23 protein-coding genes are annotated in these 25,054 nt (G+C 44.2%); 17 read left to right on the forward strand and 6 right to left on the reverse strand.

The window, feature by feature from the left end; genetic code table 11:
* The first annotated feature begins 87 nt into the window (after nucleotides 1-87).
* Both DN748_RS08170 and DN748_RS08175 read left to right on the forward strand, forming a co-directional pair.
* Nucleotides 88-2,901, forward strand: a complete 2,814-nt coding sequence (locus DN748_RS08170) for a M16 family metallopeptidase (RefSeq protein ID WP_161554505.1) — start codon at nucleotides 88-90, stop codon at nucleotides 2,899-2,901.
* A 17-nt stretch (nucleotides 2,902-2,918) separates the two neighbouring features.
* Nucleotides 2,919-4,082: a hypothetical protein gene (locus tag DN748_RS08175; protein ID WP_112371297.1), complete on the forward strand. Its 1,164-nt coding sequence runs from the start codon at nucleotides 2,919-2,921 to the stop codon at nucleotides 4,080-4,082.
* A gap of 154 nt (nucleotides 4,083-4,236) precedes the next feature.
* On the opposite strand, the gene DN748_RS08180 is transcribed toward DN748_RS08175, so the two are convergent.
* From DN748_RS08180 to DN748_RS08205, 5 genes are all read right to left on the reverse strand, one after another.
* Nucleotides 4,237-5,778, reverse strand: coding sequence for an IS1182 family transposase (locus DN748_RS08180; RefSeq protein WP_112371429.1), 1,542 nt, complete (start codon nucleotides 5,776-5,778; stop codon nucleotides 4,237-4,239).
* Between the two features lie 92 nt (nucleotides 5,779-5,870).
* The gene (locus tag DN748_RS08185; protein WP_112371298.1) at nucleotides 5,871-6,200 is read right to left on the reverse strand and encodes a DUF6520 family protein; all 330 of its coding nucleotides are present in this window, start codon (nucleotides 6,198-6,200) and stop codon (nucleotides 5,871-5,873) included.
* Nucleotides 6,201-6,311: 111 nt separating this feature from the next.
* Nucleotides 6,312-7,412, reverse strand: coding sequence for a hypothetical protein (locus DN748_RS08190; protein WP_146746575.1), 1,101 nt, complete (start codon nucleotides 7,410-7,412; stop codon nucleotides 6,312-6,314).
* 70 nt (nucleotides 7,413-7,482) lie between these two features.
* On the reverse strand, nucleotides 7,483-7,959 hold the full coding sequence (locus DN748_RS08195) for a MauE/DoxX family redox-associated membrane protein (protein WP_201741443.1): 477 nt from the start codon (nucleotides 7,957-7,959) through the stop codon (nucleotides 7,483-7,485).
* A 407-nt stretch (nucleotides 7,960-8,366) separates the two neighbouring features.
* A complete protein-coding gene (locus DN748_RS08205) occupies nucleotides 8,367-8,603 on the reverse strand; it encodes a helix-turn-helix domain-containing protein (RefSeq protein WP_161554506.1) in 237 nt (78 codons plus the stop codon).
* Nucleotides 8,604-8,790: 187 nt separating this feature from the next.
* On the opposite strand from DN748_RS08205, the gene DN748_RS08210 reads away from it, so the two are divergent.
* From DN748_RS08210 to DN748_RS08260, 11 genes are all read left to right on the forward strand, one after another.
* Nucleotides 8,791-9,123 carry a single-stranded DNA-binding protein gene (locus tag DN748_RS08210; RefSeq protein ID WP_112371302.1) on the forward strand — a complete coding sequence of 111 codons (333 nt, stop codon included), beginning with the start codon at nucleotides 8,791-8,793 and terminating at the stop codon, nucleotides 9,121-9,123.
* Nucleotides 9,124-9,162: 39 nt separating this feature from the next.
* A complete protein-coding gene (locus DN748_RS08215) occupies nucleotides 9,163-10,671 on the forward strand; it encodes a YifB family Mg chelatase-like AAA ATPase (RefSeq protein ID WP_112371303.1) in 1,509 nt (502 codons plus the stop codon).
* 208 nt (nucleotides 10,672-10,879) lie between these two features.
* Nucleotides 10,880-11,341 (forward strand): protein-disulfide reductase DsbD domain-containing protein, encoded by a 462-nt coding sequence (locus DN748_RS08220; protein WP_112371304.1) that lies wholly within the window; start codon nucleotides 10,880-10,882, stop codon nucleotides 11,339-11,341.
* 932 nt (nucleotides 11,342-12,273) lie between these two features.
* Nucleotides 12,274-12,525 (forward strand): Fic family protein, encoded by a 252-nt coding sequence (locus DN748_RS19225; RefSeq protein WP_201741444.1) that lies wholly within the window; start codon nucleotides 12,274-12,276, stop codon nucleotides 12,523-12,525.
* A gap of 189 nt (nucleotides 12,526-12,714) precedes the next feature.
* The gene (locus DN748_RS08230; protein ID WP_146746576.1) at nucleotides 12,715-13,119 is read left to right on the forward strand and encodes a helix-turn-helix domain-containing protein; all 405 of its coding nucleotides are present in this window, start codon (nucleotides 12,715-12,717) and stop codon (nucleotides 13,117-13,119) included.
* A 368-nt stretch (nucleotides 13,120-13,487) separates the two neighbouring features.
* Nucleotides 13,488-14,438 carry a LytTR family transcriptional regulator DNA-binding domain-containing protein gene (locus DN748_RS08235; protein WP_112371306.1) on the forward strand — a complete coding sequence of 317 codons (951 nt, stop codon included), beginning with the start codon at nucleotides 13,488-13,490 and terminating at the stop codon, nucleotides 14,436-14,438.
* 331 nt (nucleotides 14,439-14,769) lie between these two features.
* On the forward strand, nucleotides 14,770-15,174 hold the full coding sequence (locus DN748_RS08240) for a hypothetical protein (protein WP_112371307.1): 405 nt from the start codon (nucleotides 14,770-14,772) through the stop codon (nucleotides 15,172-15,174).
* A gap of 273 nt (nucleotides 15,175-15,447) precedes the next feature.
* On the forward strand, nucleotides 15,448-15,849 hold the full coding sequence (locus tag DN748_RS08245; protein ID WP_112371308.1) for a hypothetical protein: 402 nt from the start codon (nucleotides 15,448-15,450) through the stop codon (nucleotides 15,847-15,849).
* 38 nt (nucleotides 15,850-15,887) lie between these two features.
* Nucleotides 15,888-16,334, forward strand: coding sequence for a CHAP domain-containing protein (locus DN748_RS08250; protein ID WP_201741445.1), 447 nt, complete (start codon nucleotides 15,888-15,890; stop codon nucleotides 16,332-16,334).
* Nucleotides 16,335-16,479: 145 nt separating this feature from the next.
* Nucleotides 16,480-17,121 carry a hypothetical protein gene (locus tag DN748_RS08255; protein ID WP_146746577.1) on the forward strand — a complete coding sequence of 214 codons (642 nt, stop codon included), beginning with the start codon at nucleotides 16,480-16,482 and terminating at the stop codon, nucleotides 17,119-17,121.
* A gap of 7 nt (nucleotides 17,122-17,128) precedes the next feature.
* The gene (locus DN748_RS08260) at nucleotides 17,129-17,635 is read left to right on the forward strand and encodes a hypothetical protein (protein WP_112371311.1); all 507 of its coding nucleotides are present in this window, start codon (nucleotides 17,129-17,131) and stop codon (nucleotides 17,633-17,635) included.
* A 4-nt stretch (nucleotides 17,636-17,639) separates the two neighbouring features.
* On the opposite strand, the gene DN748_RS18965 is transcribed toward DN748_RS08260, so the two are convergent.
* A complete protein-coding gene (locus DN748_RS18965) occupies nucleotides 17,640-17,831 on the reverse strand; it encodes a hypothetical protein (protein WP_146746578.1) in 192 nt (63 codons plus the stop codon).
* 427 nt (nucleotides 17,832-18,258) lie between these two features.
* On the opposite strand from DN748_RS18965, the gene DN748_RS08270 reads away from it, so the two are divergent.
* The 4 genes from DN748_RS08270 to DN748_RS08285 all read left to right on the forward strand — a co-directional run bounded on the left by DN748_RS08270 (nucleotide 18,259) and on the right by DN748_RS08285 (nucleotide 25,041).
* Nucleotides 18,259-18,855 carry an RNA polymerase sigma factor gene (locus tag DN748_RS08270; protein WP_112371313.1) on the forward strand — a complete coding sequence of 199 codons (597 nt, stop codon included), beginning with the start codon at nucleotides 18,259-18,261 and terminating at the stop codon, nucleotides 18,853-18,855.
* Between the two features lie 225 nt (nucleotides 18,856-19,080).
* Nucleotides 19,081-20,238 (forward strand): FecR family protein, encoded by a 1,158-nt coding sequence (locus DN748_RS08275; protein ID WP_112371314.1) that lies wholly within the window; start codon nucleotides 19,081-19,083, stop codon nucleotides 20,236-20,238.
* 155 nt (nucleotides 20,239-20,393) lie between these two features.
* The gene (locus DN748_RS08280) at nucleotides 20,394-23,636 is read left to right on the forward strand and encodes a SusC/RagA family TonB-linked outer membrane protein (protein ID WP_236636818.1); all 3,243 of its coding nucleotides are present in this window, start codon (nucleotides 20,394-20,396) and stop codon (nucleotides 23,634-23,636) included.
* Between the two features lie 4 nt (nucleotides 23,637-23,640).
* Nucleotides 23,641-25,041, forward strand: coding sequence for a RagB/SusD family nutrient uptake outer membrane protein (locus DN748_RS08285; protein ID WP_112371315.1), 1,401 nt, complete (start codon nucleotides 23,641-23,643; stop codon nucleotides 25,039-25,041).
* Nucleotides 25,042-25,054 lie beyond the last annotated feature (13 nt).

Consider the following 25,054-nt stretch of genomic DNA (forward strand, 5'->3'; position numbering starts at 1 on the left):
TTTATGAAATTAATTTCGATATACTGTACATTTTTGGTTTTTTTTCTGGTTCTTCAGTCCTGTTTTAGTCAACAAGATACGTTACCAATGGATCCTGATTTGCGTTATGGTAAACTGAATAATGGATTTGCCTATTACATCCGAAAAACAAAAGATGTGTTTCCGGAAGATGGAGTGTATATTCGTTTAGTGGGTAGAGCAGGCGCATGGTTAGAAACTAAAGATCAGCAGCATTTAGCACATCTAATGGAACATATGAATGTGTTGGCTCCTTCTAGCTTGGGTAGTTTTAAGTATTGGTATATGAACTCTATAAAGCATAAGGTAATTACATCTGCTCATAGAATTAGTACTGGTGATGATTTTGTACAGTATGGCATTGGTTTAAGAGAGGTTGAAAAAGGATTGTTGGAAGATGTTTTTCGAAGATACCGGGCCTTGAGTTTTAACGAAAAAATGCTTTTTAATTTAAAAGACTCGGATTTGGTAGATGAATTAGGGCGACGGACAATTTTGGAAGAAATTGAACCGGGGAGTAACTATGGAACAATCTTATCGGGAGAGAAATATCACACTTTAGGGGAACCTGAACAAAAATTCTATGACCCGAATAATATATTGAAAAGTGTATCAAATATTCGAACATTTAAATTGAAGTCTTTAGAAAAATTCTATACAGATTGGTATCGTCCGGATATGCAGGCTTTAATTGTAATTGGTGATATCCCTGATGTAGATTGGGTAGAAGATCGGATCAAATTTTATTTTTCGGATTTAAAACTTCCAAAGAGCAGCGTACAAAGATCACTTTCCAATTGGTATGATTCTTTAGAAGTTTCTTTGCCGGGAACAAACCGGATAGTGTTGACCAAAGATTCAATTAAGAATAATAATCTATTAGCTTTTAACATCATTCGCTCTATCCTTTCACCAACGGAACGAATGGTGACCTATGAACAGTATCGAGAAGCATTGATTGCAGACCTTTATTTATCGGTCTTGGGGGTACGCCTAAATGCATTGACCCGACAATATCGTTCTTCTATTCCCTCTACGGTTCAAGTTCGAATAAAAAATGAACTTCGAGTGGCGTTTCACCGAATAAGTGTTCCATTATTTAAAGATACTGATATTCGAGAGATCACAAATACTTTGGTAAGGGAAATGGAACGGATAAAACGTTTTGGATTTTCTAATGATGAATTGCTTATAGCCAAAGATGTTGTTCAAAAAGAACGTTTAAAACAAATGGTCTATGATGGATTAGGTCTTTTGGTAGATAGTTATAAGGATCATTTTATGAAAGGAGTACCTGCTATGTCGTTAGATGACCAAACTGAGTTTGTTGCCAAATTGTTGACAGATATTGAAGTACCCGACATTAATGCTTATGCCCGATCCTGGTGGGATGAGCCCAATAAGGTGTTATCTGTTACTACATCTGATAAAGCTTCATTAAAAAATATTCCAACCGATCTTGAATTTAATGAACTATTAGAAAGCATCCATAATGAAGATTTAGGTCCCTGGGACATGCCTGTCTCAGTCCCGGAAAAGCTACTACAAAACAGTAAAATTCCAGAGCAGCTAACCGCTGCAACGGCAGAGGAACAAATACCAAATGAAGGGAATGCATATCGTTTGAAATTCTCCAACGGGATATCCGTAATATTAAAACCGCTTCCCAATTCCAAAAACGGGGTGGCCCTGAAGGGATATAGTGCTCATGGAGCTAGTTCTTTTAATAATCCTTCAGATTATGCCAGAGCTACCGAAGCTGCAAATATTATTCAATACAGTGGTGCAGGAGATTGGGACAAATTTCAAATAAATGCTTATCTGAAAGAATATAAAATCGGTTTTTCTATGCGGATAATGAATGAGTCAAGTACGATAAATGCCTCTTCTTCTCCTGATCAGATCGAAGCTATGTTGCAATTAGTATACTTGTACCTAACTAAACCACGCAAGGATGCTTTAGCATTTATGGATTGGAAAACCAAACATGTTAAAAGACCTACTGTGGAAACAAAAAAAATGAAATATAAAAAAATTACGGATTATCCATTATGGGATTTGTTAGGGGTAGAGTCCCCGGGTAAGAGTTTTCATCTTTCCCCAATATCCATAGATTGGAAAAAAGATGATTTAGATGCAATTCATTCGGTCTATCAACAATTGTTTTCCTCAGACGCCATGACATTTGTTATAACAGGTGATTTTGATGTAGACAAAATCAGACCTCTTCTGTCTGTATACTTTGGAAACCTTCCTATGTCGTCCTGCTTCATAAAAGAACAACCTATTACTGAAGTGATCAAAAGACCAATTCAAGGATTGGACAAGACTTTTTTCACCAGTAGGGACAATTATGGGATAAGCTACAATTATGTTGGTAATCTCAAAACAAAAAAAGATGGCCTGCTATTGGAGTTACTTGAGAGATTACTTGATAAAAATATATACTCAACTTCTCAAAAATCTGAATTCTACATAGGCCTGTTTATGAATTTGAGTTATAATTCAGATAGTTATCGTTTTTTCGTGGGCGATAATTACTCAAATAATCGCACCATGCTGGTAGATAGTATTGTACGCTCTTGTGTGAATGATGTTAAGGAAAACTTGTTAGAAGAAGACCAGTTAAATGTATTAAAGCAAGTATATAAGCAAGAACTAACTGCGCTTAAAAATGAAAATAACCCATCGGCATGGGCTGAATACTTGTTGGAGCAGGAACAGGATAGTTTTGGAAAGTACAGCAGGGCTTGGGAGTATTCAGGAATGTTGGACGCTGTTACTTCGCAAGACATCCGGGATGCGGCAAGAACATATCTGTCTGATGACAATATCAGTATTATCAAGGTTTTTCCAAAAGAAGAACAAATTCAATCGAAATAAAATAGAAAATAAATAGTATGAAAAATTTTAGTAAGAAATTTAGTGTTTTTATCATCATGTTATCAATATGTGCTATGGGAATGGCACAAAAGAAAGTACCAGTAAGAGTAGAAAGTAGTAATAAGCTCTTTAATCCTGGACTAGATATGACGAACGAATACGTGAAAAAGCATATGGAAAATCCGGATTGGAATTGGGTGCGTCAGGAATTTACCAGAAAATACCCTGAAATGAATGTAGATAGTTTAACCCATTTTACCCAGGCGGAGTATTATTTAATGACAGGTGATGAAAAAAACAGACTAAAGGAATTAGCCTATTTGGCAAATACCTATGGGCAGACGTGGAAACCTGAACAGTTGACACATTTTGCGGGTATTGTAATCAGGGAAGATATCGGTTTGGAGCCTGATGCTGTAAAATGGACAAAAATGGCATTGGAGAAGGAACCTGACACCCTAATGGGAAAACATTTAGCTGTGACGTATGCTTATATTTTGGCTAAAAAAGGAAATAAGAAGGAGGCTTTGCGCCTAATAGGAAATGCCCTTCATATCTACCCTCCCGATCAACCATATTTAAAGATAGATAGAACGATGGGATATGGTTTACAAAAAAAACGTGCTATGTGTAATTTGTTTGAGGTGGTGGCAAATAGGGCAGTTTGGTTAAATGAAAAACAAAAACGTAATCGTTATAAAGGAAAAGTAAACTTTGAAAAAGATAAGTTTTATTGGAATAATGTAAGAGATGAATACCTGGTAAAAGAGTTTGCACCTAAAGCGGCAGACAGTGTTATGCTTTTGGGGGCCATGTATTATTACGAAAGTATATTAAATGATACTATAGGATGGGTGGCTCCTTTTGTAGAATATTCAGAAAAATATAATAATAGAACGATAATTGATGAAAATAATAATGCTTGGGAAGTACTTACAAAAAGTAAAAAAAGAGAAGAGTTAGAAAAAGCATTAAAATGGAGTGAGACTACTCTACACGAAAAACAATACCAAAAATATACCTATCATACTTATGCCGGACTACTATATAAAATGGGCTATAATGAAAAGGCTATAACATATCAGGAAAAAGCACTTGTTTTGGTTGCTAATAATATTAAGAAAACGCAAGAATATCAAGACATGTTAGATAAAATGCGAAAAGGGAAACCTATTGATTAGTCATTATAATAATTGTCGGAGTAGAAAAATTTAGAGGAGGCCGTCTAAAAAGTTTTAGGCGGTCTTTTTATATTTAGGCTATTTTCTTGCTTTCAACCTACAAGGTGCAAGAGTTGCGTGTTAAAAAGTTAATGAGTTAATAGAAGTTGTGGGATTACGCCCTTAACCCAACCTTTTTAAGATTGTGTGCCATAGCCACAAGCCCTATTTCGGTTTCCACTTTATCCAGTCCTCTGAGCATAAAGCGCTTGAAGCCCATATTCTGCTTTATATTCCCAAAGACAGCCTCCACCTCCCAGCACCTCCTTTTTCGGTGGGCAATGCCCTGTTCTGAGAGCAACAGTGCTTTGGCCTTGGCCTTTAACCGTATTAGCTCATGTTTTCTCTGGATGGTCCGGTTGCCTTTGGTTTTATGACATAAGCCCCTTAGAGGGCAACCCCTACAGTTTTTGGCCCGGTAGAGGTCGTAGATTTGCAGGTAGCCATTGGCCGTCTTTTTTTTACGCTGGCCAACATGCTCCATGGCTTGTCCCATAGGACAGTAATAGGTATCGGTTTCTTTGTTGTAATAGAGCTTGTCAGGGTGGAACGGAGCTTTGTCCACTTTTTCTTTGGCCTGCCTTTGTTCCTTATGGAAGTAGTTGTACTTGACATAGGCATCAATATCCTTATCCTCCAGAGCCTGGTAGTTTTCCTGGCTTCCATAGCCGGCATCGGCCGTTAAGCTTTCCGGGGTTTGGTCATAGCTTTGTTCAACATCTTCTATATGGTCTATCAAGGTGGAGGTGTCGGCCGTGGTCTGGGCCAGGGTGTAGTTCACGATAAACTGGTTGTTGGTCGAGGCCTGTAGGTTGTAACCGGGCTTGAGCTGCCCGTTTTTCATGTGGTCTTCCTTCATCCGCATAAACGTGGCCCCGGGGTCGGTCTTACTCATGCTCCCACGATGCCCTAACTTCTTTTGTTGATCGTTGTATTTGGCGATCTTATCAGGCCAGTTCTTCTTGGCATAGCTCAGTTTTTGCTTGACCTTTTTGTCTACCGCTTTGCCTTCCAAAGCCTGGTTGATCTGATCAACGGTAGCCGATACCTTCTTAGGATCGATAGCCTCGAACTCCGGAGTGTTGGGCAGCTGTTCCTCATCAGCATAGACTTTTTCCACATAGCTCCACAGTTCCCTGAGCTGTTTTTCAATACGCTCGCGGGAGGTCTTGATGCTCTTGGCCCATACAAAGGTGTAACGGTTGGCATTGGCCTCGATCTTGGTCCCGTCCACATAGAGCTCCTTCAGACTTAAATAGCCCTGTTCAGCCAAAAGTACCACTACTTGGTTGAAGATCTTCTTGAACTTGTCCTTTAGCTTGCCACTGCGGAAGTTACTGATGGTATTGTGGTCAGGTTTGGCTCCGCCACTGAGCCATATAAAATGGATGTTTTCATGTAGGGCCTGCTCTATTTTACGCGAAGAATACAGGTTGCGCAAATAGGCATACACTAAAATTTTTAGCAATACTTTGGGATGATAGCTCGATGTACCGCCTCCACGATAGGTCTTTTCCAGGTTGCTCAAGTCTACCGAGTCCAAAATCGTGTTGACAATACGTACAGGATGGTTCTGAGGAACTAGGTCATCATAACTGGGCGGAAGCAGGCTCAACTGCCCTTGGTCGTAGATCTTCCAGGTGACTTTTCGGCTCATGCTTAAATTTACAAACACAGACATATAACAAAAAAAAGAGGCTGCCTTTTTAGACAACCTCCTCTTTTGTTATTAGACCAAAATTACAGAATTTATTCGACCTCTAACAACTCAAAAATTGTTATAGATGGATTTACCGGAGAAGCGGGTATTGGCTCTCCATTGTGAAATAGTGGTGTAATACATCCGGCTTCTAGGTAAGTTACACTGGAAGTTTGCTCCCCTTGCAATTCCGTATCAACAATAACTTTACACGGATTTTGAGTCTGATCGTTACAAGTGGCATCCAATGCCACACAGTCACTTGGGCCGTCATTTGAAGCCTTAACATAAACCGGAGTAGTGAAGTAGGTAGAAGCAACGGCACTACCTACAGCAAAAACCAATACTAGGCTTCCCATAATTACTTTTTGAATTTTCATAATGAATAAGTTTTAAGATTAAACATGGTGCTTACTTTGGATTATCCAGGTGTTCAGCTTAGTCCTGGTCTTTTACCGGTAAAAAATTGTGTATATCATTGTATTTTTTATTCAGTTGTTTAATGTATAATTTTGAAAAAGAGAACTATTTAGAATATCATAAGAGATAAGATATTGGTCTTGAATGGTTATTAGCTTGTTGTTAATGATTTTAAAATCGGAGATTCCTTTGTTTTTGTAAGGAGGTAGATAAAAACTGAGCAAATATTCTCCTTTGGTTAAATCGTAAACATCAACAACACTATTTTTTGTAAATTGATCCTCATCCTCATTTTGAGCAAGTACCCCCGAATTGATATAAAGATATTTACCAGATACAGAACTCATCCTTTGGGTTAGGGCAGGTTGGGAGGTAAGCTCAAAAGAATTTTCAGAGTTAACCTTTTTTACCTGTACATTGGCTTGGCTAATGGTATCTAACGTATTGTATCTTTTCAGAAGATTCAGTTTTTTATCCATTAACATATATTCGTTACGATACTTATACAAATAAATTATTTTATCTAGATCTTTGCTGTAATGGAGCATGCCGTCTACACTAAAAAAGCCTTCCGCTTGTTTTTGCAATAGATTATGGTTATATCTGAAATATGGACTCTCTGCTGTTTCTACCCCTAGTTCATAAGAGTCTTGGGTTTTACTGTAATATCGTACAGCAAATGCATTAGAATCTATAGGAACTGCAGAAGTAAAATATATGCTGTCAGGCATAAAGCGATGAGCTTCCCACTGGTCTACTTTACCTCGTAATAAAGCAGGGGCAATACCATGTGCCATATAAAAGTAGGGAGGCTCTATTTTGGTTCGAAATTGTTGCGAACGTACAACACTGTCCAATCCTTTAATTTTTAATTGTATATGTTGGGTGTCTTTGAGGGAAATATTCATCCTTAGCAAATGACGTATGGCAGTATAGTTACTAAGATAAACTTCATCCTCTGTGAGTCCGGAGATATAATAAGAATTTACCCCCAAATCCAATATAGCTTTTTGGATAATGGTGTTCTCAGGGGTAAAATCCCTGGAGAAACTACCTCTGTATATTTCACGGTTATTTAAGGGAGAGATAGCATATAGGCCTACTAATACTAATAACATACCTAAAGTACACAGGCTTAAAAGGATCATAGATTTTTTATCAGTTTTTTTCATAATTAGGGGTATTCGGTTATTGGGTTAACGAGTTACTGGGTTATTAGGGAGACCTTCGTATATAAATTACTTATGCCAAAGCATAGGAATGTGCATGAGATTGCTCCCTGTTGTACAGGAATATCCCAAACACAGCCAGCAGGGTAAAACCTATATTAAAGAAAAAGTGTTCGGTCCAGCCCATGCTGCTGAGGATGCCCCCGCAGGAACAAGGTACATACGGACTGAAATTCTGTATGATAAAGATGTAACCTGTGAAGGCTAACATCAATGAAAACGAAGCATAGAGTCCTGTAAGGCGCAAACGTGGTACAAAAAGGAATATGGCTACGATAATTTCCAGGATAGGAACACCCCAGGCCAATAATCCGGCAAACTGTGTAATCAACGGAGATTTGGACATCTGTACCTGGAATTTCTGTACATCCATCAGTTTGCTGAATGCGGCATACAGGAACAGGAATATAAACAGGTAACAAATGGTTTCCAGGATGATATTTCTTTTCCTGAGCACAAAACGAGGTAGGGTTAAAACAGCATTTTTCATCTTTTGGGGCGAATTAAAAGGTTGTTTTTATCGTTTCGGGGTCAGGGGTCATGGTTGCCGGCAAAACGCTAAACCTATCCGGGCTTTCGCACAACTCCTAACGCCAAAACTGCTATAGTAAATGGTTGGTTAGTTTCTTTTCTTACGAAGCATACGGGGTAAAATGGTGTACGGGATTTTACCCCTGTGCTTCGGCGGGGAATTCCCCGGATGTCAAAATTCTTTTCATTTTCATCATTTCTTTTCTCCTTTTTGACTATGGTAAAGTTCTGCATATTAGGAGGTTTCCAAGGTGGCCTAAACGAAGTATTTAGGTCGCTGATCGGAAAAAACTATCGCTTAAACAGTAGCTAATCGGAAATTTCTCATATTACATGCCTGGTATTTTCCGGTAGCAACCTGCATAACTACTGCTGTTCGCGATACTCCTTGGGAGTACAGCCAAAATGTTTACGAAAAGCCCGGTAAAAACCCGATTTCGATTCAAATCCGAGCTGCTCGGCGATAGCTATATTGGTGAGATCGGTATTTTGGAGGAGCTCCCGCGCTTTTTCCATCCGGAGTTCGTTGACGTATTCGTTGATGGTTTTGTCGAAGTACGCTTTGAAATCGGTTTTTAGGCGCTGCTGATTTACGCCCAGCAAACGGGCCATTTGCTGTATGGTGGGCAGGTTATCGCCGATAACAAACGTGTATAATTATTTGCAAACAAATATAAACGAAAGCAAGTGGTTAACTACCGGCTAATTGAATATTGGCGTTATAAGTTTGTACTGCCGGATATTTCTAAATTCGGGAGTATTAACTGTTTAACATTAAAAATGTAGTATTATGAACGCCATTAAAAACAAAGTACAGTTGATTGGAAGATTAGGGCAGGAGCCCGAGATTTTTAGTTTTGATAACGGGAGCAAGATCGCCCGGTTCCTTATGGCTATCGATGACGGCTATAAGAATAAAGAAGGCGAAAAAGTAGAGCGCACCTATTGGCACCAGGTAATTGTCAGGGAAAGACTGACCAACATCGTGGAAAAATATCTGGGCAAAGGCAAGGAAGTGGCTGTATCGGGTAAACTAACTAACCGTTCCTGGGAAGACGATGAGGGCCGAAGGTACTTTGTTACCGAAGTCGTTTGTAGTGAGTTATTATTGCTTCGGGGGTAAAAGTTTTTATAAGCGCTCTTTACATTAAAGCAACTAAAGATGACACTGGTAAAAACATTCGGAAGTGCATTACACGGAGTGGATGCCTTCCCCATTACCATAGAAGTAAGCATTTGCAGGGGAGTCGGCTACAGCATGGTTGGCTTGCCTGACAATGCCGTAAAGGAGAGTTTGCAACGGGTAGAAACGGCTATTCGCACCATAGGTTTGCATATGCCGCGGTACCGGATGGTAATCAATCTCGCTCCGGCAGACGTAAAGAAAACAGGCGCAGGCTTTGATCTCCCTATTGCCCTGTGTATACTGGCCGCATCAGGCCAGCTCAAGTATCCGCATCGCTTGGCCAGCCACGTGATCATGGGCGAACTTGCATTGGATGGCACCATTCTACCCGTTCGGGGCACCCTTCCCATGGCCATCCGTGCACGGGCCGATAGCATGGAGGGCATGCTCGTGGCCCGGGAAAATGAGTGTGAAGCCGGGATGGTCAACAAGCTGAAGGTATACGGCCTGAAAAACCTGGAGGAAGCCGTCGATTTCTTTAACAACCCTTCCATAGCGGCAGAGCCTGTAACCGTGTATACCAGAGAAGACTTCCTGGAGCGGCACGACCGTTATGAGGTGGACTACCAGGACATCAAGGGCCAGGAAACGGCGAAAAGGGCGCTACAGGTAGCTGCCGCCGGGGGGCATAATGTATTACTTATCGGTCCGCCGGGAGCGGGAAAAACGATGCTGGCCAATCGCCTTCCTACGATCCTGCCCCCGCTTACCATGAAGGAATCACTCGAAACCACCCGTGTGCACAGCATTGCTAACCTGCCCGGGTGTACCGGGGGACTTGTAGCACAGCGCCCGTTCCGTGCACCTCACCATACGATCAGTAATGTAGCCCTGGTAGGAGGAGGCAGTATACCGCAGCCTGGTGAAATATCCCTGGCGCATAACGGGGTGCTCTTTCTCGATGAGTTGTCAGAGTTTCGTCGGTCGGTACTCGATGTTATGCGGCAGCCACTGGAAGAATGCAAGGTGAGTATCAGCCGTGCCAAAATGAGCCTGGTTTTCCCGGCCGATTTTATGCTGGTGGCGGCCATGAACCCTTATACAGGCCCTGCGGCCCACATAGACCGTTTTATGAACAAGGTCTCCGGGCCACTGCTCGATCGTATAGACATACAGTTAGCGGTAAAACCGGTTCCCTTTTACGAGATGGAAAATATGGAAACAGGACTGTCGTCCCGGGAGATGCGCAAAAAAGTGCTGCAGGCCAGGGCCATACAACAAAAGCGTTTTTCCGATCATCCTCACATAAGCACCAATGCCGGAATGAGCGGCAAATTGGTCCACGAAATATGTAAACTCAAAGAGGCAGGAAAACGCCTGCTCTATAAGCATATGGAGCGATACCAGCTTTCTGCAAGAGCCTATGACCGTATTCTTAAGGTAAGTCGCACCATAGCCGACCTGGCCGGTAGCGATACCATAGAAACACCCCACGTGGCCGAAGCCATTTATTATCGGAAACCGGATGCCATTCAGGGGCATTGATGCAGAATTACAAGCCATTGGTTTGGATTTGTATATATGGCATCGACAACTATCGGGGGGTATTGGCTATTTTTGCTAAATATTCACCCGTCTGCCGGACGGGCAGGTTATAGCTTTCAAAATTTTTACGGGATTTTCCTTTTTTATACGTATAGGAAGTAGCAACCGTAAAAAAACGGACTCTCCACATTATTTAAAACAATGTAAAATGAACACGAGAAAAGCAATATTGACCTTTCTAAGCCTTATGGCAGGCGTTTTTTCCCTTTCCGCTCAGGTCTTAGATCCGGTACACTGGAAATTCACGGCTAAAAAAACAGGAGACAACATCTACGAGGTTTACGCCACCGCAACCTTGGACGACCCCTGGCATATCTATTCGCAATACACCGACGAAGGCGGGCCGGTTCCCACTATATTGACCTTTGAGGATAACCCGGATGTGGTGCTTAAAGGCAAGCCCGACGAGGAAGGTTCCCTTATCGAAAAATACGAAGACGTATTCATGGTAGATACCCGCTACTATGCAGAACAGGTGAGCTTTGTGCAAAAATTGGAAAAACAAGGTATGGGTACCGCCACCCTGAAAGGCAGCGTCACCTTTATGGCTTGTACGGATGAGCAATGCCTGGTTCCGCAGGAAGTAGAGTTTGTGGTGGCACTGGAATAATTTAGCAGGTTTGGAAAAAATATCCGGGCCGGGGCTAAAAGTGTCATTGCCGGCGGAGCTTTGGTAATCTCCGGGCTGGAATTCACCAGGCCTTCGGAGTATGATAGTACTAACCCTTTGTTAAAATGCGATAGAAACAGGAAATCGAATATGTATATGATACACATCAAAAGAATCAAGACCAAAACCAAACCTTGTTCCCATGTTTGATTTACGTTATTTGAGTTAGCTATCCTTCTTTTGATGTAGCACGGGGCCATCGTTCGGCATTTTAACGCCCCGTGCTTTTTATAGGACCGAGCGTTAAGAAAAGGTATAGTGTACCTTTTTAGAGAAGGGGCCAGATGGCGCGCCGGCAACAAAATGATGATTTTGTAGGTAATAGAACAACTCAAGACGAGTTCAGCGCTTGTCCTGGTATTGGTTGTTGTTATTACGGTATTGTCCGGGGTGTTTTTAGAATAGGTCAACGAAAGAAAGTTTTCACGATAATTACGTCACACAAAGAAAACTGTATTATGTTTACATGATATGGTATTCATATATAAAAACTTTACATGAGGACATGAGCCATTTAATTAAGGATATGCCCTGCAATACATTGCCGCCATTACCGGTAGCCCATTCTGCACTGGAGACGGTGCCTGTATTGAGGCAGGTGACCAGGTGGGCAATCGCGTTGGCAGAACTGAAGGGTCTGGCCCATACATTGCCTAACCCGTCAATACTGTTGAATGCGGTGATCCTGAAGGAAAAGCCCGGACAAGTTCGGAGATTGAAAATTTGGTTACCACGCACGACAAACTCTATCAGGCATTATCTGCCCGGGGGATAGCCCGGTACTTTACCTTAGCGATTACATCATCCGGAATAAGAACGACTACTATCGGCTCCTACAGGAGGCACGAACGGGCGATAAATGGGAAGATTGGGTGTTGTTTGCAGAAACACAGGAGCTCATCAAGACCAGGGCAGCGAAACTTTATTATAAGGAGTTGCTGGAATTGATCTTTGAACAACCCTACAGCAAAATCGAATTTGTTACAGAACGGATGGGCGTATCCAGGGTTACGGCAACGAAATATTTGAAGGGCCTGGAGCAGATTGGTGTCTTCTCCTCCAGGAAAGTGTGGAAAGAAACTTTATACATTAATGGGGCACTGTTCGATCTGCTTAAAGGATAATTACGACAAAACGGAACCGGTATTCCGACAGCAATGCCGGTTTTTTTTAGACCGTATCACCGTAGCTACGCACGGTATACGGAGCGTATGTAAACAAACAGCAGCACAAAGAAGTAGAACAATAGATGACTTATTTATAAACATAAACCTATATTTGTAATGAGAACACGCGTTCAAAAACTAAAAAAGATGAATACAACAGCACCTCATTATGGCCGCCGGATAGCATTACTGCGGGGTCTGTTTAAACTGACCCAGGCCCAATTGGGAGAATCGGCCGGTTTTAAGCAACAGGATGTTTCCGATATGGAAGGTAAAGCGGAATTATCGGATGAAGTATTGTTGCGCTTGCTGGAACCAATGGGTGTGAAGCTGGAACGGTTTAAGGAAATGGATGAGAGTGCGATGGGGGCTATGATATTTCATACCCGGGACCAAAGTGTTGGTCATTTCGGTTTTAATAATACGTATAATCTAAACCCCCTTGAAGAACTATTAAAGGCAAAAGAAGAAATCAAAAACCTCTATGAACGCCTGCTCGAAGCTGAGAAGGAGAAGGTTGCCTTTTTACAACGCCAGCTAGACAGCAAATAAACCCGGGCGATCCCGGGATGTTTTAACCGGCTGTTCTTTGGCCTGGTTAGGATGTTTCTCAAAACCATAGCAAGTATACGTCATTGCCAGCCCTTCGGGTGTGGCAATCTCATGGAGGCTGGAAGCATACCCCAAATGGTCTGCGCATATTTTTGGGGAGATCGCCGCCCCCTCGCTTTAGCCTGTCCTGAGCCCAGCCAAAGGGCTCGGCATGGCGATGACGCTTTCCTTATGGAATTTACATATCTGCTGGCAATCGGGCGTCCAGGACTGGCGCTTATTTAAGCAAAGTGGAAACAACCACTGGCGTAACTTCATTGGACCCGGGAACTCCAAAACTCCCAACTCCAAAACTTTTATTTAACCCCATGAATAAGTTTAAAGACAGGACCAAACCATTCTTTCAAACGATACACTATCAACTCACCCGGAAACCCTACCGTTTTTACCTGCCCTATCCGGTACGGTACCATGAAAAATACCTTGGGCCGCCGCTGGCTTTTTTTGTGGGGATCTTTATGGTACTGTATGCCTCGGGCTATGATTTCCGGACGGCCGTGGGGATGCGGGCGTTTTGGGTAGCCGCCATCCCCAGCATACTCGCGGCCTGGCTGATGATACGCTATATCGTAGAGCGTACCTGTATGCTGGACCGGAAACATCCGTGGTATGCCACCTGGTTTCCCCGGCCCTTAAAGCGGGTGGGGTGGCAGTTGTGGCACGGTATCGCCGTTCCCGGCTTTTCCGTGCTGATCTTCTACGCCTTCTACTTTGTGATCCGCCACCGGGCGGAGTTGTTCTGGCGCTACCTCGCGGAAGATTTTCCCTTTGTGCTGCTGCTACTTTCCGGTTTTAACTTTCTGCTTTGGGTGTACTACCGCCTGCAGGCCGTAGAGATTGTAAGGCACTGGAACCTGACCCGGAAACGAAAGGTGGATAAAGCCGCGGCATCCAAACTTCGTCCCGGTGTAGTGGTTATCCCCTATGGCGAGCAGATCAAGGACAGTGTTGCCCTGTTTGAACCAGGCCTGCAGAAAAACAAGACCGGCGTCGTGGGCTTTGACGGCCAGACTGGCGTGGATTTCCGTACGCTGACCGAAATTATGGAAGAAGTACGCGGTTACCACTACTATATGGTACACCGGTCACTGATCGTCAACCGCGGTATCATCAGCGAGCTGCGCAAAACGGATAAAGGGGTGTTTGTGGTACTGGATGCCCCACGGAAAGGGGAGGAGGTACGGGTAAGCAACAGGCGGACGGCGGGATTTTTGGAGTGGTATGAGGAGGTATTGCCTTCGGATAGAGAAGGCTTATGAACCTTGCAGTTTTTTTTCAAAGATTACACAGTGATTTATTTTTCCCGTTCAATTTTTTCCGGATTTTGACGAGTGTCAAATAGACCCCTCAACTTCCGATGGTTATCAGGAGACGCCTTCCTTTCTGGCAGTTGTATACACCCGCCGGTAACCGGGACTAACGGAGGCATTCATAGATAACCATTAAACAATTACCCATCCATCCCGGCCTTACTACATTCATCCTTAGTGAATAAAATAAATCCTTGATTATCAATATGCAGTACGCATACTTTTGCGCCGTTGCCGGGCAGGGTGCCTGGCCGTTAACATCATCTAAACAAATAGTATTATGGAAAAAAAATGTATGAAGTATGCGTTTACCGCAGCGGGGGTAGCTGAATGGCAGGCTGATCTTACCGGGGCTTCCGGACCGGTCCGCAATGCAGAGGCCACCCTGGTGGAACAGGGGCTCCATACCTACCTGCCACAGCGGTTTGACCTGAATGCCCAGCAAGCGGCCTACCTGGATAGCCTCGACCCGGGCATGTGCGGGCTGTGGGCTGCACAACTGGCCTATGCCGTACGCCGCGGTATTCCCGTATCATTGGAGAAACCCGCGGGCAACGGGGGGATAAATACGATGAATACCAAGTTTATCGTAGCGGAAGGCAGTTCGGGCAACCGGCCTGGGCAACCTGGCCTGGCCGCCGGCGGGGAAAGCGGGTATTTCCTGCGGTTTACGATTAGGTATTAGGTTATTAAGTTAATGGGTTACTAAGTACTGCCTAAATAATGTAATAACCGAACTCATCATAACATAGGGCTCCTCCCTTTTGATAAAGGGAGGTGGCACACCGTAAGGTGTGACGGAGGGTTAGAAAGCCCAGGCCATAGGAAAAACACAAAAGACTGGGGTAATCCCCAGGGCCTGGGCTGGGTCAAACTCCCCGAGCCACTAAAGTGGCCCACCCCTCTTCATCTGAAGAAGGGAGCCCTAAAAAAAGTCAAACTCAAAAAAAGAAAACCAATGCAAATAGAACGAAATGCACAATGGTGGAACGACACCGCAAGCGTACACCGGCTGCACAGCAGCTTCGGCATACGCCTTCGCCGGTGGGTGGGAAAGCTGCCGGTGATCCTGTTGACGGATGTGCTGGCAGTGCTGCCGGCCCTGGCGCTCTTCCTGTGGAGCGGCCCGTTACTGCGGTTGTGGGATACCACGGCCGGGGTGCTGGATGCGGGCATCCTCAGTATGCTGCCGCTGGCGCTGCTGGTGGTGGCCCTGGCAAGGATGGCTGCCGCAACGGCCTGTCGATCGATGGTTAAATCCTTAAATGAATTGACGGTATGGCAACGCACCTTATGCCATGGCTGCCTCTGCTTGTCCTATTTCTGGGCGGTGGTCCTGGTGGTCCTGGCTTTATTGTAAAAGATAGCAGACAAGGGGAGGTCAGCGACTTGGCCGCTGTGTACCACTCGGAGGTCGGCGTACGCGAAGCCACCGGCCGTAACGACGGACCGCGAATAGCGGAATACCTGCGGTATTGTGGGCTTCCGGAAAGACATGAATGGTGTGCGGCCTTTGTAAGCTGGTGCCATGGCAGGGCGGGTTACCCGGAGCCGAGGAATGCATGGGCTGCCGCGCTGTTCCCTTCGGGCCGTATCGTCTGGCGTGTGGCTGACCGATTACCCGGAAGCAGGTGGACGGCCACCGGTGATCGGGCAGCTCCGCGCCGGGGCGATGTATTCGGGATTTATAGCGCCCGTAAAAAGCGCATTGCCCATTGCGGCTTTGTGGACGGCTGGGACGGCAAATACTGCCTCACGGTAGAAGGGAATGTAGACGATGCCGTGGTGCGTAAACGGCGTCCCGTCCGTACCGTTGCCCTTATTGCCCGTTGGACGGTTGATTAGACCTGCTATAGAGAACCTTTGTGAATCGCTGTGAAACCTTTGTGTGTCTCTGTGTGTCTCTGTGAAATAAGCTATTACACAAAGTTGCACAGAGGACCGCAGAGAGCTACAGAACAAAATGCTTAACATCAAAAAACTTAAAAAAATGCGAACACCAAAATTAATCACGAACTATGGCCATTTGAGCGATACGGACCTTGCGGCCATGGCCACACGCACGGCAGATGCCCTGCGTACGAATACGAACTTCCCCGAACTGGACCCGGCATTCGAAGCATACGAACCCGTGGCGCTGGATTATGTGGCCAAACAGGCCATCACGGCTAGCGGGCGTGCCAGCGGCGTACAGAAGGAAGAGAAAGATGAGGCCCGGGAGCGGTTGCTGGTGATGATGCGTAAGGTAGCGGGCTATATCAATAACTTTACGGAAGTGAGCTCCGTTCAACTGAGTTCGGGCTTCCTGCCAGTCAGCTCGCCGAAGACCTCCCGGGTGCCACGGGCCTCGGCATGGGCACGCCTGGCGGACTCCAACCGGCCGGGGGAGCTACTGCTGAAATTCGAAGCCATCCGGGAGGCTTACCTGTACGAAATGCAGATTGCCTCCCGGTTGGATGAAGCCGGGGAGCCGGCCTGGGAAGACCTGGACCCGGCGCCGCGGGCCACGGGCAATTTCTATGCGCCGGTCACCGACGGGGTCACCTATTACTTCCGCGTACGCTCGCGCAATAAGAAGGGCGTAAGCCAATGGAGCCCGGTACATGCATTGCGGGCACGGGTAAATAACTGATGCGGCCATGAGATCCTTGTGGATATTTTGGGCAGTCCTGGTCCCGGTAATTACCGGGATCGGGGCCTGTTCCGCCTTAAAAGAGCAGCATACGGAAAGCCGAAGCGCGTCGTCGGCCGGAGCAGTCCTGAGTCGCCGGGACAGCCTCCTGCGGAGGGATACGCTGGTGCAGTGGTACGCTAGGCAGTTCCGCGCCGGTAGCGAATTGCTGACCATCACACCGGTAGGTGATTTTACCTATCATCCCGATTCGGGTTTTTCCGGGCGGGCTGCCAAACTGCTCGTATACCGGCAACAAACAGTAGAAAAGGCCACCCGGCAGGGCCGGCAGGGCATTGAAACAGGCCGGACCACCCGGCAACAAACAGATATGCGTAAAGCAGAAAGCGGCAGTACCGTGAAAAGCCGCAAATCACGGACGGCCTTCCGCTTCCCCCGGTGGTGGAGCATCGGCGTACTCGTGCTGGGGATTATAGCGTTCCGGTATTTCAGGAAGGTGCTGCATACACGGTAATGTTTTATACCGGTACGGTAGCGTCTCTTACCGGAACGTCATGGTTCCGGATCATCGGGAAACCCCGGCCATACGCCGGGGTTTTGTTGTAGACGTCATGAAGATTGCGATGGCAGGAAAGCTGTTTCCTGCCAATGATCATACATGCCTTTCGACCGGTCACGGTAGGGTTTCCGTGAGCCACGGTATCGTTCATACCGGCAAGGTGTTTGTCTCTGGTGGTTGCATACCGGTGTCGGCTGGTTGCGGTACGGTTTCTTTTAGCCGCCTACTCCTTATGGCCGGCCATGATATTGTTTTTACCGGAACTATGTTCGTTTCTTATGGTACTGTGTTCGTCTTGACGGATGATGGTATGGCGCTGACCGGGAATCTCACCGTTTTCAATGGTCAGATGTTCGTCCTGGCCGGGCTCGCGACATACAGCAAAAGTGCTTTTCTCATCATGATATGTCCCTGCTCATGCAGGAATGGAGGGTAGGCCGGCCTGCAAAAAAGGACCGGATATTCCATAGTTGTAAGATGGGGAGCGGTATGGATTATTAAAACAAAACAATAGGTATTCATAAAATTTACTTAATATTGTTTCAGATTCTAAAGGTTCTTTTTATCAAACCAGACCCATGCCAACAGATCGGGCACATCAGGAAAAATTGTTGATCAGGTTGCTCTCCGGAGGCAATGAAAAGGCTTTCGAACAGCTCTTTGATACCTACCGTAATATTTTGTACAAATACAGTTACAGTATGTTAGGGTCTAAACCCCATGCTGAAGAAATCGTACAGGATGTCTTTTTAAAGGTGTGGCAGAAACGGGAAACGTTAAGTCCGGAATTATCCTTTAAATCTTATCTCTTTACCATAACCAGAAACAGGATCATTACCTTTCTTAAAAAGGCGGCTAAAGACCAGGAATTGAGAGAAGTGATCTTTTACAGCAGCCGGAAATTCACTGACAGTACCGATCTGCATATACGTGAAACCGAGGTGGAAAAAATAAAAAAGGAAGCGCTGAACCTGCTACCTCCCCGCAGACGGCAGATCTTTGAAATGTCGCGTTACGAAGGCAAAAGCTATGAGGAAATAGCTAAAGAACTGGGGCTTTCCAAAAACACGGTAAGAAACCAGATGAGCATGGCTCTGGAAACACTTCGCGATTTTCTTTTAAAGCACAAACACATCTCCATTATCCTTTTCCTTTTTTACAAAAACTGGTTGTAAAAATTCCAATATAGCTTTTGGTTTGTTTATCCCTTGTAATCAGTAATATAGATTGTTTTGGAGGTGAATATGTGTTAGGTTTTTGCAATCTCCGGCAAAAAAAATGAAATACGCATGGTACTTTTTTTTGTTTCGGGAGTATTACAGGTACAGCACAGTTAAAATGCGTACATACATATGCCCCTGGTGTAATCCATGTCCTGTGAACTCCGTAAAGCTTAAAAAATGAAGGAATTATTTATCAAATACGTCAACCGGGAATGCACCGAAGAAGAAGTACAACAGATCGTATCCTATTTTCAGCATTCCGAAGATTTTTCAGAGGTCCCCGCTATCGAAGCCATAGCGGAACTGCTGTATAAGTATCCCGATATGGAAGACGCATCGGCAGCGCGTATACGCAAGCAGTTGTTAAAGGCTATGCGAAAAGATCAAAAAGCGCCGCAGAAAAGGAAAACACCTTATTGGAAATATGCCACGGCCGCGGCTGTTGTTATGGGGATGCTGGCCACGGGCTATTTCCTTTCGAATCACCTTTTTACCGGAAACACAGGCCCGGTAATTGTAAACAACAATATCCGGCCCGGTACCGATCGGGCAGTGCTGACTTTGGAAGACGGGTCTGAAGTTTCGCTGCAAAAGGGAACCGTTTATCAGACCAGAAGCGCCAGCAGTAATGGGGAAGAGATTGTTTATCAGGAAGCAGGAAAGCCGGACAGGGCGGAGCCAGCCTTTAATACCCTGACCATTCCCCGAGGCGGCCAGTTTGTGGTAACACTGTCAGACGGTACTACAGTCTGGCTTAATTCGGAGAGCCGGTTAAAATACCCGGTTCGTTTTGCCGATGGCCGTGTCCGCCGGGTAGAACTGGTTTACGGGGAGGCGTATTTTGAGGTATCCCCGAGTACGGCGCATAAAGGTTCGACATTCAAGGTGCTTAACCAAAACCAGGAAGCGGAAGTACTGGGAACGAAATTTAACATCAAGGCCTATAAAGGCGAAAGCCATGTCTACACCACCCTGGTAGAAGGTAAAGTAGCTGTCAGTACCACTGCGGCAAAAGAGATGCTGGCCCCCGGCGAGCAATCTGCGGTACCTGTTTCAGGAAGCAATATCACGATTGGCCCTGTCGATGCGAATAGGGAGATCGCATGGACCAGAGGGGAATTTGTATTACAGCGCAAAACCCTGAAAGAGATCATGACCGTATTATCGCGCTGGTACGACATGGAGGTCACCTTTGCCGACAAGGCCCTGGAAGAAGTGCGCTTTGTAGGGGTGTTGGGTAAAGACCAGAACATTGCGGATATCCTGAATACCATTAAAAGTTTTGGGGTCATTAACGACTATGAGATCCGCGATAAAAACGTAATACTAAAATAAAAGAGAGCGAAGTCCAACCATTTCCACGTGTATCAAACTTCGTCCCTCTTAGCGTGCATCATTAAACCAACGTCTAACTAACACATTGCAAATTTATGGAAATTAAATTAACCAGGGGCCGTAACCACCTACGAAAACGGCTGTTACCATGTATTATGAGAGCATTCATTTTCTTATTCTGCACCACAGTTTTCAGCTTTACCATGGAAAACGGCAGGGCACAGGAAAAAGTGACCATTGATGCCGATAAGGAAGTTACCGTGGACAAGGTGTTTGAAATGATCATTGACCAGACCCAATACCGTTTCATATACCCGGAAAACCTGTTCAGGGATATCCCGAGGGTACAGCTTAAAAAAGGAAGGATCAGGGTAGATAAGCTATTAGCGCAAAGCATTTCAACTGCAGAGTTTAGCATAACCCTGACAGCAGACCATACCATTATTATTAAGCCCAGGCAGGAAGCATACCCCAGCCTGAAAAATATACAGCAAAGAGAACAACAGCGACTGATATCCGGAACGGTTACCGACAGTAACGGAGAACCGTTAGGAGGTGTAAACATTGTAGTCTCCGGCAAAGGGCAGGGTACGATCTCCGGTTTTGACGGTTCCTATTCCCTTACGGCCATCCCGCAGGATACCCTGGTATATTCGTTTGTAGGGTTTAAAACACGGAAAGAAAGCGTAGGGGAGCGGCTTACGCTAAATGTGGTATTGCAGGAGGATGTCATGGCCTTGGGTGAGGTTACGGTCAATGCCGGGTATTATACGGTAAAGGACAGGGAAAGGACGGGGAGTATCAGTAGAGTGACATCTGAAGAAATTGAATTGCAACCTTTGGCCAATCCCGTACAATCTCTTCAAGGTAGGATGGCAGGAGTAGAAATAAATCAGTTTAGTGGTGTGCCAGGTTCTTATACTGGAATACAAATAAGAGGACGTAATAGTTTAGGGCGTGACAGTTTTCCTTTATATATTATAGATGGGGTTCCTGTGTCTTCCGATCCCATATCAACCAGAGGGTTGATGCCTGCAGATCAAGGAATTGATCCCTTACAAACCATTAATTTGAACAATATAGAAAGTATTGAGGTATTAAAAGATGCTGATGCCACTTCTATTTATGGTTCTCGCGGGGCCAATGGTGTGGTACTCATTACCACTAAAAAGGGAAAAGGTGCGGAAGAAACGATTTATGATTTTAACCTATATACCGGGGTAGGTAAGGTATCAAACACCATGGACTTGCTCAATACCGGGCAATATTTGGAAATGCGCCGGGAAGCCTTTGCCAATGACGGTATTACGGAATACCCGGCTATTGCTTACGACATTAATGGCACCTGGGATCAAAATCGTTATACAAACTGGCAAAAGGAATTCATTGGTGGTTCTGCCAATATTACCCATATAAACGGTAGTGTTTCCGGAGGTAGTGCCCGTACTTCTTTTTTGCTGGGAGGCTCTTACCATCAGGAGACGACCGTATTTCCGGGTAATTTTGGGTATCATAAACTTACCGGGAATTTAAACCTGAATCACAGGTCCAATGATGACCGTTTCCAGGCGGTACTCTCCCTTAATTATGGTGTAGACCATAATCGATTATTTGCTGATTTAAATTTAGTTGGACAAGCTATTTGGCTACCTCCAAATGCTCCTCGTATTTATAACGATAGAGGGGAATTAAACTGGGAAAATGAAACGTGGTCCAACCCTTTTGCGGGTCAGCAAAAGGAACAGGAAATTAAGACCGATAATTTTATTGTTAATTCTTCTTTAGAATACTCTTTTTTCTCTGATTTATCTTTAAAAGTTAATTTGGGATATACCGATTTGAATGTAGAAGAAACGGTAAAAATTCCCAAGAGTAGTTATAGGCCCAGAGACCAATCAAGAGTTTCCCATAGTTCTCAACATGGTAATACGAAAAGAAAGTCATGGATTGTTGAACCCCAGTTATTTTACGCAACAACTTTAGGTCATGCAAAACTGGATGTATTAGTGGGGACTACCTTTCAGAAAAATGAATATGTTGCACTATCTCTGAACGGGGAAGGTTACGCTAATGAAAGTTTAATAGGTAATTTGGGTGCAGCAGCTAATGTTTCCGCAAAACAAAACAATTCGGAGTATGCATACACTGCAATTTTTGGTAGAATCGGTTTTAATTGGAACAAAAAGTACTTTATTAACTTGACCGGACGTCGGGATGGTTCAAGTCGGTTTGGTCCCGGAAACCGTTTTGGTAACTTTGGTGCGGTAGGTACTGCATGGATTTTCTCCGAAGAAACTCTTTTTAGGAAGGTCTTACCTTTCATAAACTTCGGAAAGTTACGAGGGAGTTACGGAACCACGGGGAACGATCAAATTCCGGATTATGGCTATTATGCTATTTACCAACCTACTAATGGACCTGGCGGTTTATATCCCACACAGTTGGCCAATCCGGACTATGGCTGGGAGGTCAATAAAAAACTGGAAACGGCCCTGGACATCGGGTTCCTGGAAGACCGGATCCGTACCGGGATAGGATGGTATTATAATCGTTCTTCCAATCAATTGGTAGGTTATCCCTTACCAGATGTCACCGGGTTCTCCTCCGTCCAGGCCAATATGCCGGCTACGGTTCGCAATACGGGCTGGGAACTGGAAGTACATACGCTAAACATTAAATCTGCTAACCTTAGTTGGAATACTTCTTTTAATATCACCTGGCCCAAAAACACCCTTGTAAAGTATGATGATTTAGAACAGTCTTCCTATGCCAATCGATATAGGGTTGGGCAACCGTTAAATATTGTCCTGGCCTATGAGTATACCGGGATAGATCCTGAAACAGGTTTATACCAGGTGCGTGATGTGAATGAAGATGGCAGGTATAATTATGATGACCGTATTATGACCATTCCCTTAGGACGAAAGTACTATGGTGGGTTAAATAACACGTTACAATTCAAAAATTTTCAACTTGATTTTTTGCTGGAGTTTGTGAGACAGAAAGGAGTAGCCAATCGTTTTGTTCATAACTATGCTTCAGGTAGGGGGCCAAACAATTCAGGAAATATAGCTGAAGAACTATGGAATAATCCCAACACTCAAAACTTTACAACACTTCTTTCAAATAATACATTATACGGCTATGCGAAAAGTAGTGATATAGGTTACAATAGTGACGCTTCTTTTATCCGTTTAAAAAACATATCGTTGTCTTATACCTTACCGAAAGCCTTCATTTCGAAAATTGGTATGAAATCCTGTAAACTTTATTTACATGCACAGAACCTAATTACCTGGACCAATTTTATAGGGTTGGATCCGCAATATGCTACCAGGGGGACAGATGTTTTACCAGCCCTTAAAATGATTACCGGGGGTGTACAATTAAAATTTTAACATAATGAAAACCAAATATAGTTTTAAAACGATAGGCATCTTAATTTTTTGTTTCTCTATAGTCGGATGTAAGGACTTTGTAGATATTGAACTGCCTAACTCCATGATTGTTGACGAGATTGTTTTTGAGAACGACGAAACTGCTATTTCAGCAGTACAAGGATTATACTATGGCTTGTTTAATGCTAACAACTTTGCCAGTGGTGGCCCTAATTCCGTAACTGTAATAAGTGGTTTGGTAGCCGATGAAATAGAGTCCGGTTTTACCACTTCCGATACCGATATTGAATTTAATCAAAATGATATAACTATAAATAATTCGGGAAATGGTTATCTGTGGTCTTCGGCCTATAATACAATTTACATGGCGAATGCCATTTTGGAGGGATTAGCAACTTCAAAAGGGGTTACCGAGGAGGTGAAAAAACAATTGCAGGGGGAAGCATTGTTTATTAGGGCTTTTACGCTCTTTCACCTTGTAAATCTTTATGGCAATGTTCCTTTAGTGTTTACTACGGATTACCGGGAGAATGCTTTGATATCAAGGACTTCGGAAACAGAAGTGTATACCCAAATTATAACAGATTTAGAAGAAGCCAGAGGATTTCTGAGTATAGCGTATATAGGAGAGGATCGTACACGACCCAATTACTATACAGCGACAGCTTTATTGGCAAGAGTCTACCTATACATTGAAGAATGGGAAAAAGCCGAGACGATGGCCGAAGAGGTTATTGGTGCCACGGAAATATATGAATTATCAGATGATATAAATCTGGTTTTTTTAAAAAATAGTCATGAAGCTATATGGCAGATAAAACCAGTATTAGCGGGTTCTACGAAGGAGGGGAATTTGTTTATTATTGAATCTTCATCCCCTCGGTTTAAGCTTAGGAAAGCCTTGGTTAATTCTTTTGAAGATGAAGATTTAAGATTAATGAATTGGATTGGAACCTATACAAATGATGAAAATCAACCTATCTTTTATTATCCTTTTAAATACAAAGTAAAGCTGTCTACTGGAACTCCATTAGAATATTCTGTTGTTTTACGATATGCCGAGCAATTCCTGATTCGTGCTGAAGCCCGGGCGCAACAGGAGAAGTTGGATGAAGCTATTGCTGACCTGGACAAAATACGGGAGCGGGCAGGAATACCGCTTATTGTTGATGTACAGCCAGAAATAACCAAGTCGACTTTACTCGATACCATTCTACAAGAACGTCGTAAAGAGTTTTTTACCGAATGGGGTCACCGTTGGCTGGATTTAAAACGGACCAATACCGCAGATGCCGTTTTAGGTACACTAAAACCGACCTGGCAGGCCACAGACATCTTATTCCCAATTCCGGAAACCGAAATCACCAAAAACCCCAACCTTAAACCTAATAATGATGGCTATTAAACTCAATGTGCAT

This window comes from Sinomicrobium soli (assembly GCF_003285545.1).
GTDB lineage: Bacteria > Bacteroidota > Bacteroidia > Flavobacteriales > Flavobacteriaceae > Sinomicrobium.

Coding starts and splice junctions, on each gene's coding strand:
- DN748_RS08280 (WP_236636818.1), top strand. CDS start 20,394: ATGAGAGCATTCATTTTCTTATTCTGCACCACAGTTTTCAGCTTTACC.
- DN748_RS08230 (WP_146746576.1), top strand. CDS start 12,715: ATGAATACAACAGCACCTCATTATGGCCGCCGGATAGCATTACTGCGG.
- DN748_RS08195 (WP_201741443.1), bottom strand. CDS start 7,959: ATGAAAAATGCTGTTTTAACCCTACCTCGTTTTGTGCTCAGGAAAAGA.
- DN748_RS08270 (WP_112371313.1), top strand. CDS start 18,259: ATGCCAACAGATCGGGCACATCAGGAAAAATTGTTGATCAGGTTGCTC.
- DN748_RS08215 (WP_112371303.1), top strand. CDS start 9,163: ATGACACTGGTAAAAACATTCGGAAGTGCATTACACGGAGTGGATGCC.
- DN748_RS08185 (WP_112371298.1), bottom strand. CDS start 6,200: ATGAAAATTCAAAAAGTAATTATGGGAAGCCTAGTATTGGTTTTTGCT.
- DN748_RS08260 (WP_112371311.1), top strand. CDS start 17,129: ATGAGATCCTTGTGGATATTTTGGGCAGTCCTGGTCCCGGTAATTACC.
- DN748_RS08235 (WP_112371306.1), top strand. CDS start 13,488: ATGAATAAGTTTAAAGACAGGACCAAACCATTCTTTCAAACGATACAC.
- DN748_RS08240 (WP_112371307.1), top strand. CDS start 14,770: ATGGAAAAAAAATGTATGAAGTATGCGTTTACCGCAGCGGGGGTAGCT.
- DN748_RS18965 (WP_146746578.1), bottom strand. CDS start 17,831: ATGAACGATACCGTGGCTCACGGAAACCCTACCGTGACCGGTCGAAAG.
- DN748_RS08175 (WP_112371297.1), top strand. CDS start 2,919: ATGAAAAATTTTAGTAAGAAATTTAGTGTTTTTATCATCATGTTATCA.
- DN748_RS08275 (WP_112371314.1), top strand. CDS start 19,081: ATGAAGGAATTATTTATCAAATACGTCAACCGGGAATGCACCGAAGAA.
- DN748_RS08220 (WP_112371304.1), top strand. CDS start 10,880: ATGAACACGAGAAAAGCAATATTGACCTTTCTAAGCCTTATGGCAGGC.
- DN748_RS08170 (WP_161554505.1), top strand. CDS start 88: ATGGATCCTGATTTGCGTTATGGTAAACTGAATAATGGATTTGCCTAT.
- DN748_RS08180 (WP_112371429.1), bottom strand. CDS start 5,778: ATGAGCCGAAAAGTCACCTGGAAGATCTACGACCAAGGGCAGTTGAGC.
- DN748_RS08285 (WP_112371315.1), top strand. CDS start 23,641: ATGAAAACCAAATATAGTTTTAAAACGATAGGCATCTTAATTTTTTGT.
- DN748_RS08255 (WP_146746577.1), top strand. CDS start 16,480: ATGCGAACACCAAAATTAATCACGAACTATGGCCATTTGAGCGATACG.
- DN748_RS08245 (WP_112371308.1), top strand. CDS start 15,448: ATGCAAATAGAACGAAATGCACAATGGTGGAACGACACCGCAAGCGTA.
- DN748_RS08190 (WP_146746575.1), bottom strand. CDS start 7,412: ATGAAAAAAACTGATAAAAAATCTATGATCCTTTTAAGCCTGTGTACT.
- DN748_RS08210 (WP_112371302.1), top strand. CDS start 8,791: ATGAACGCCATTAAAAACAAAGTACAGTTGATTGGAAGATTAGGGCAG.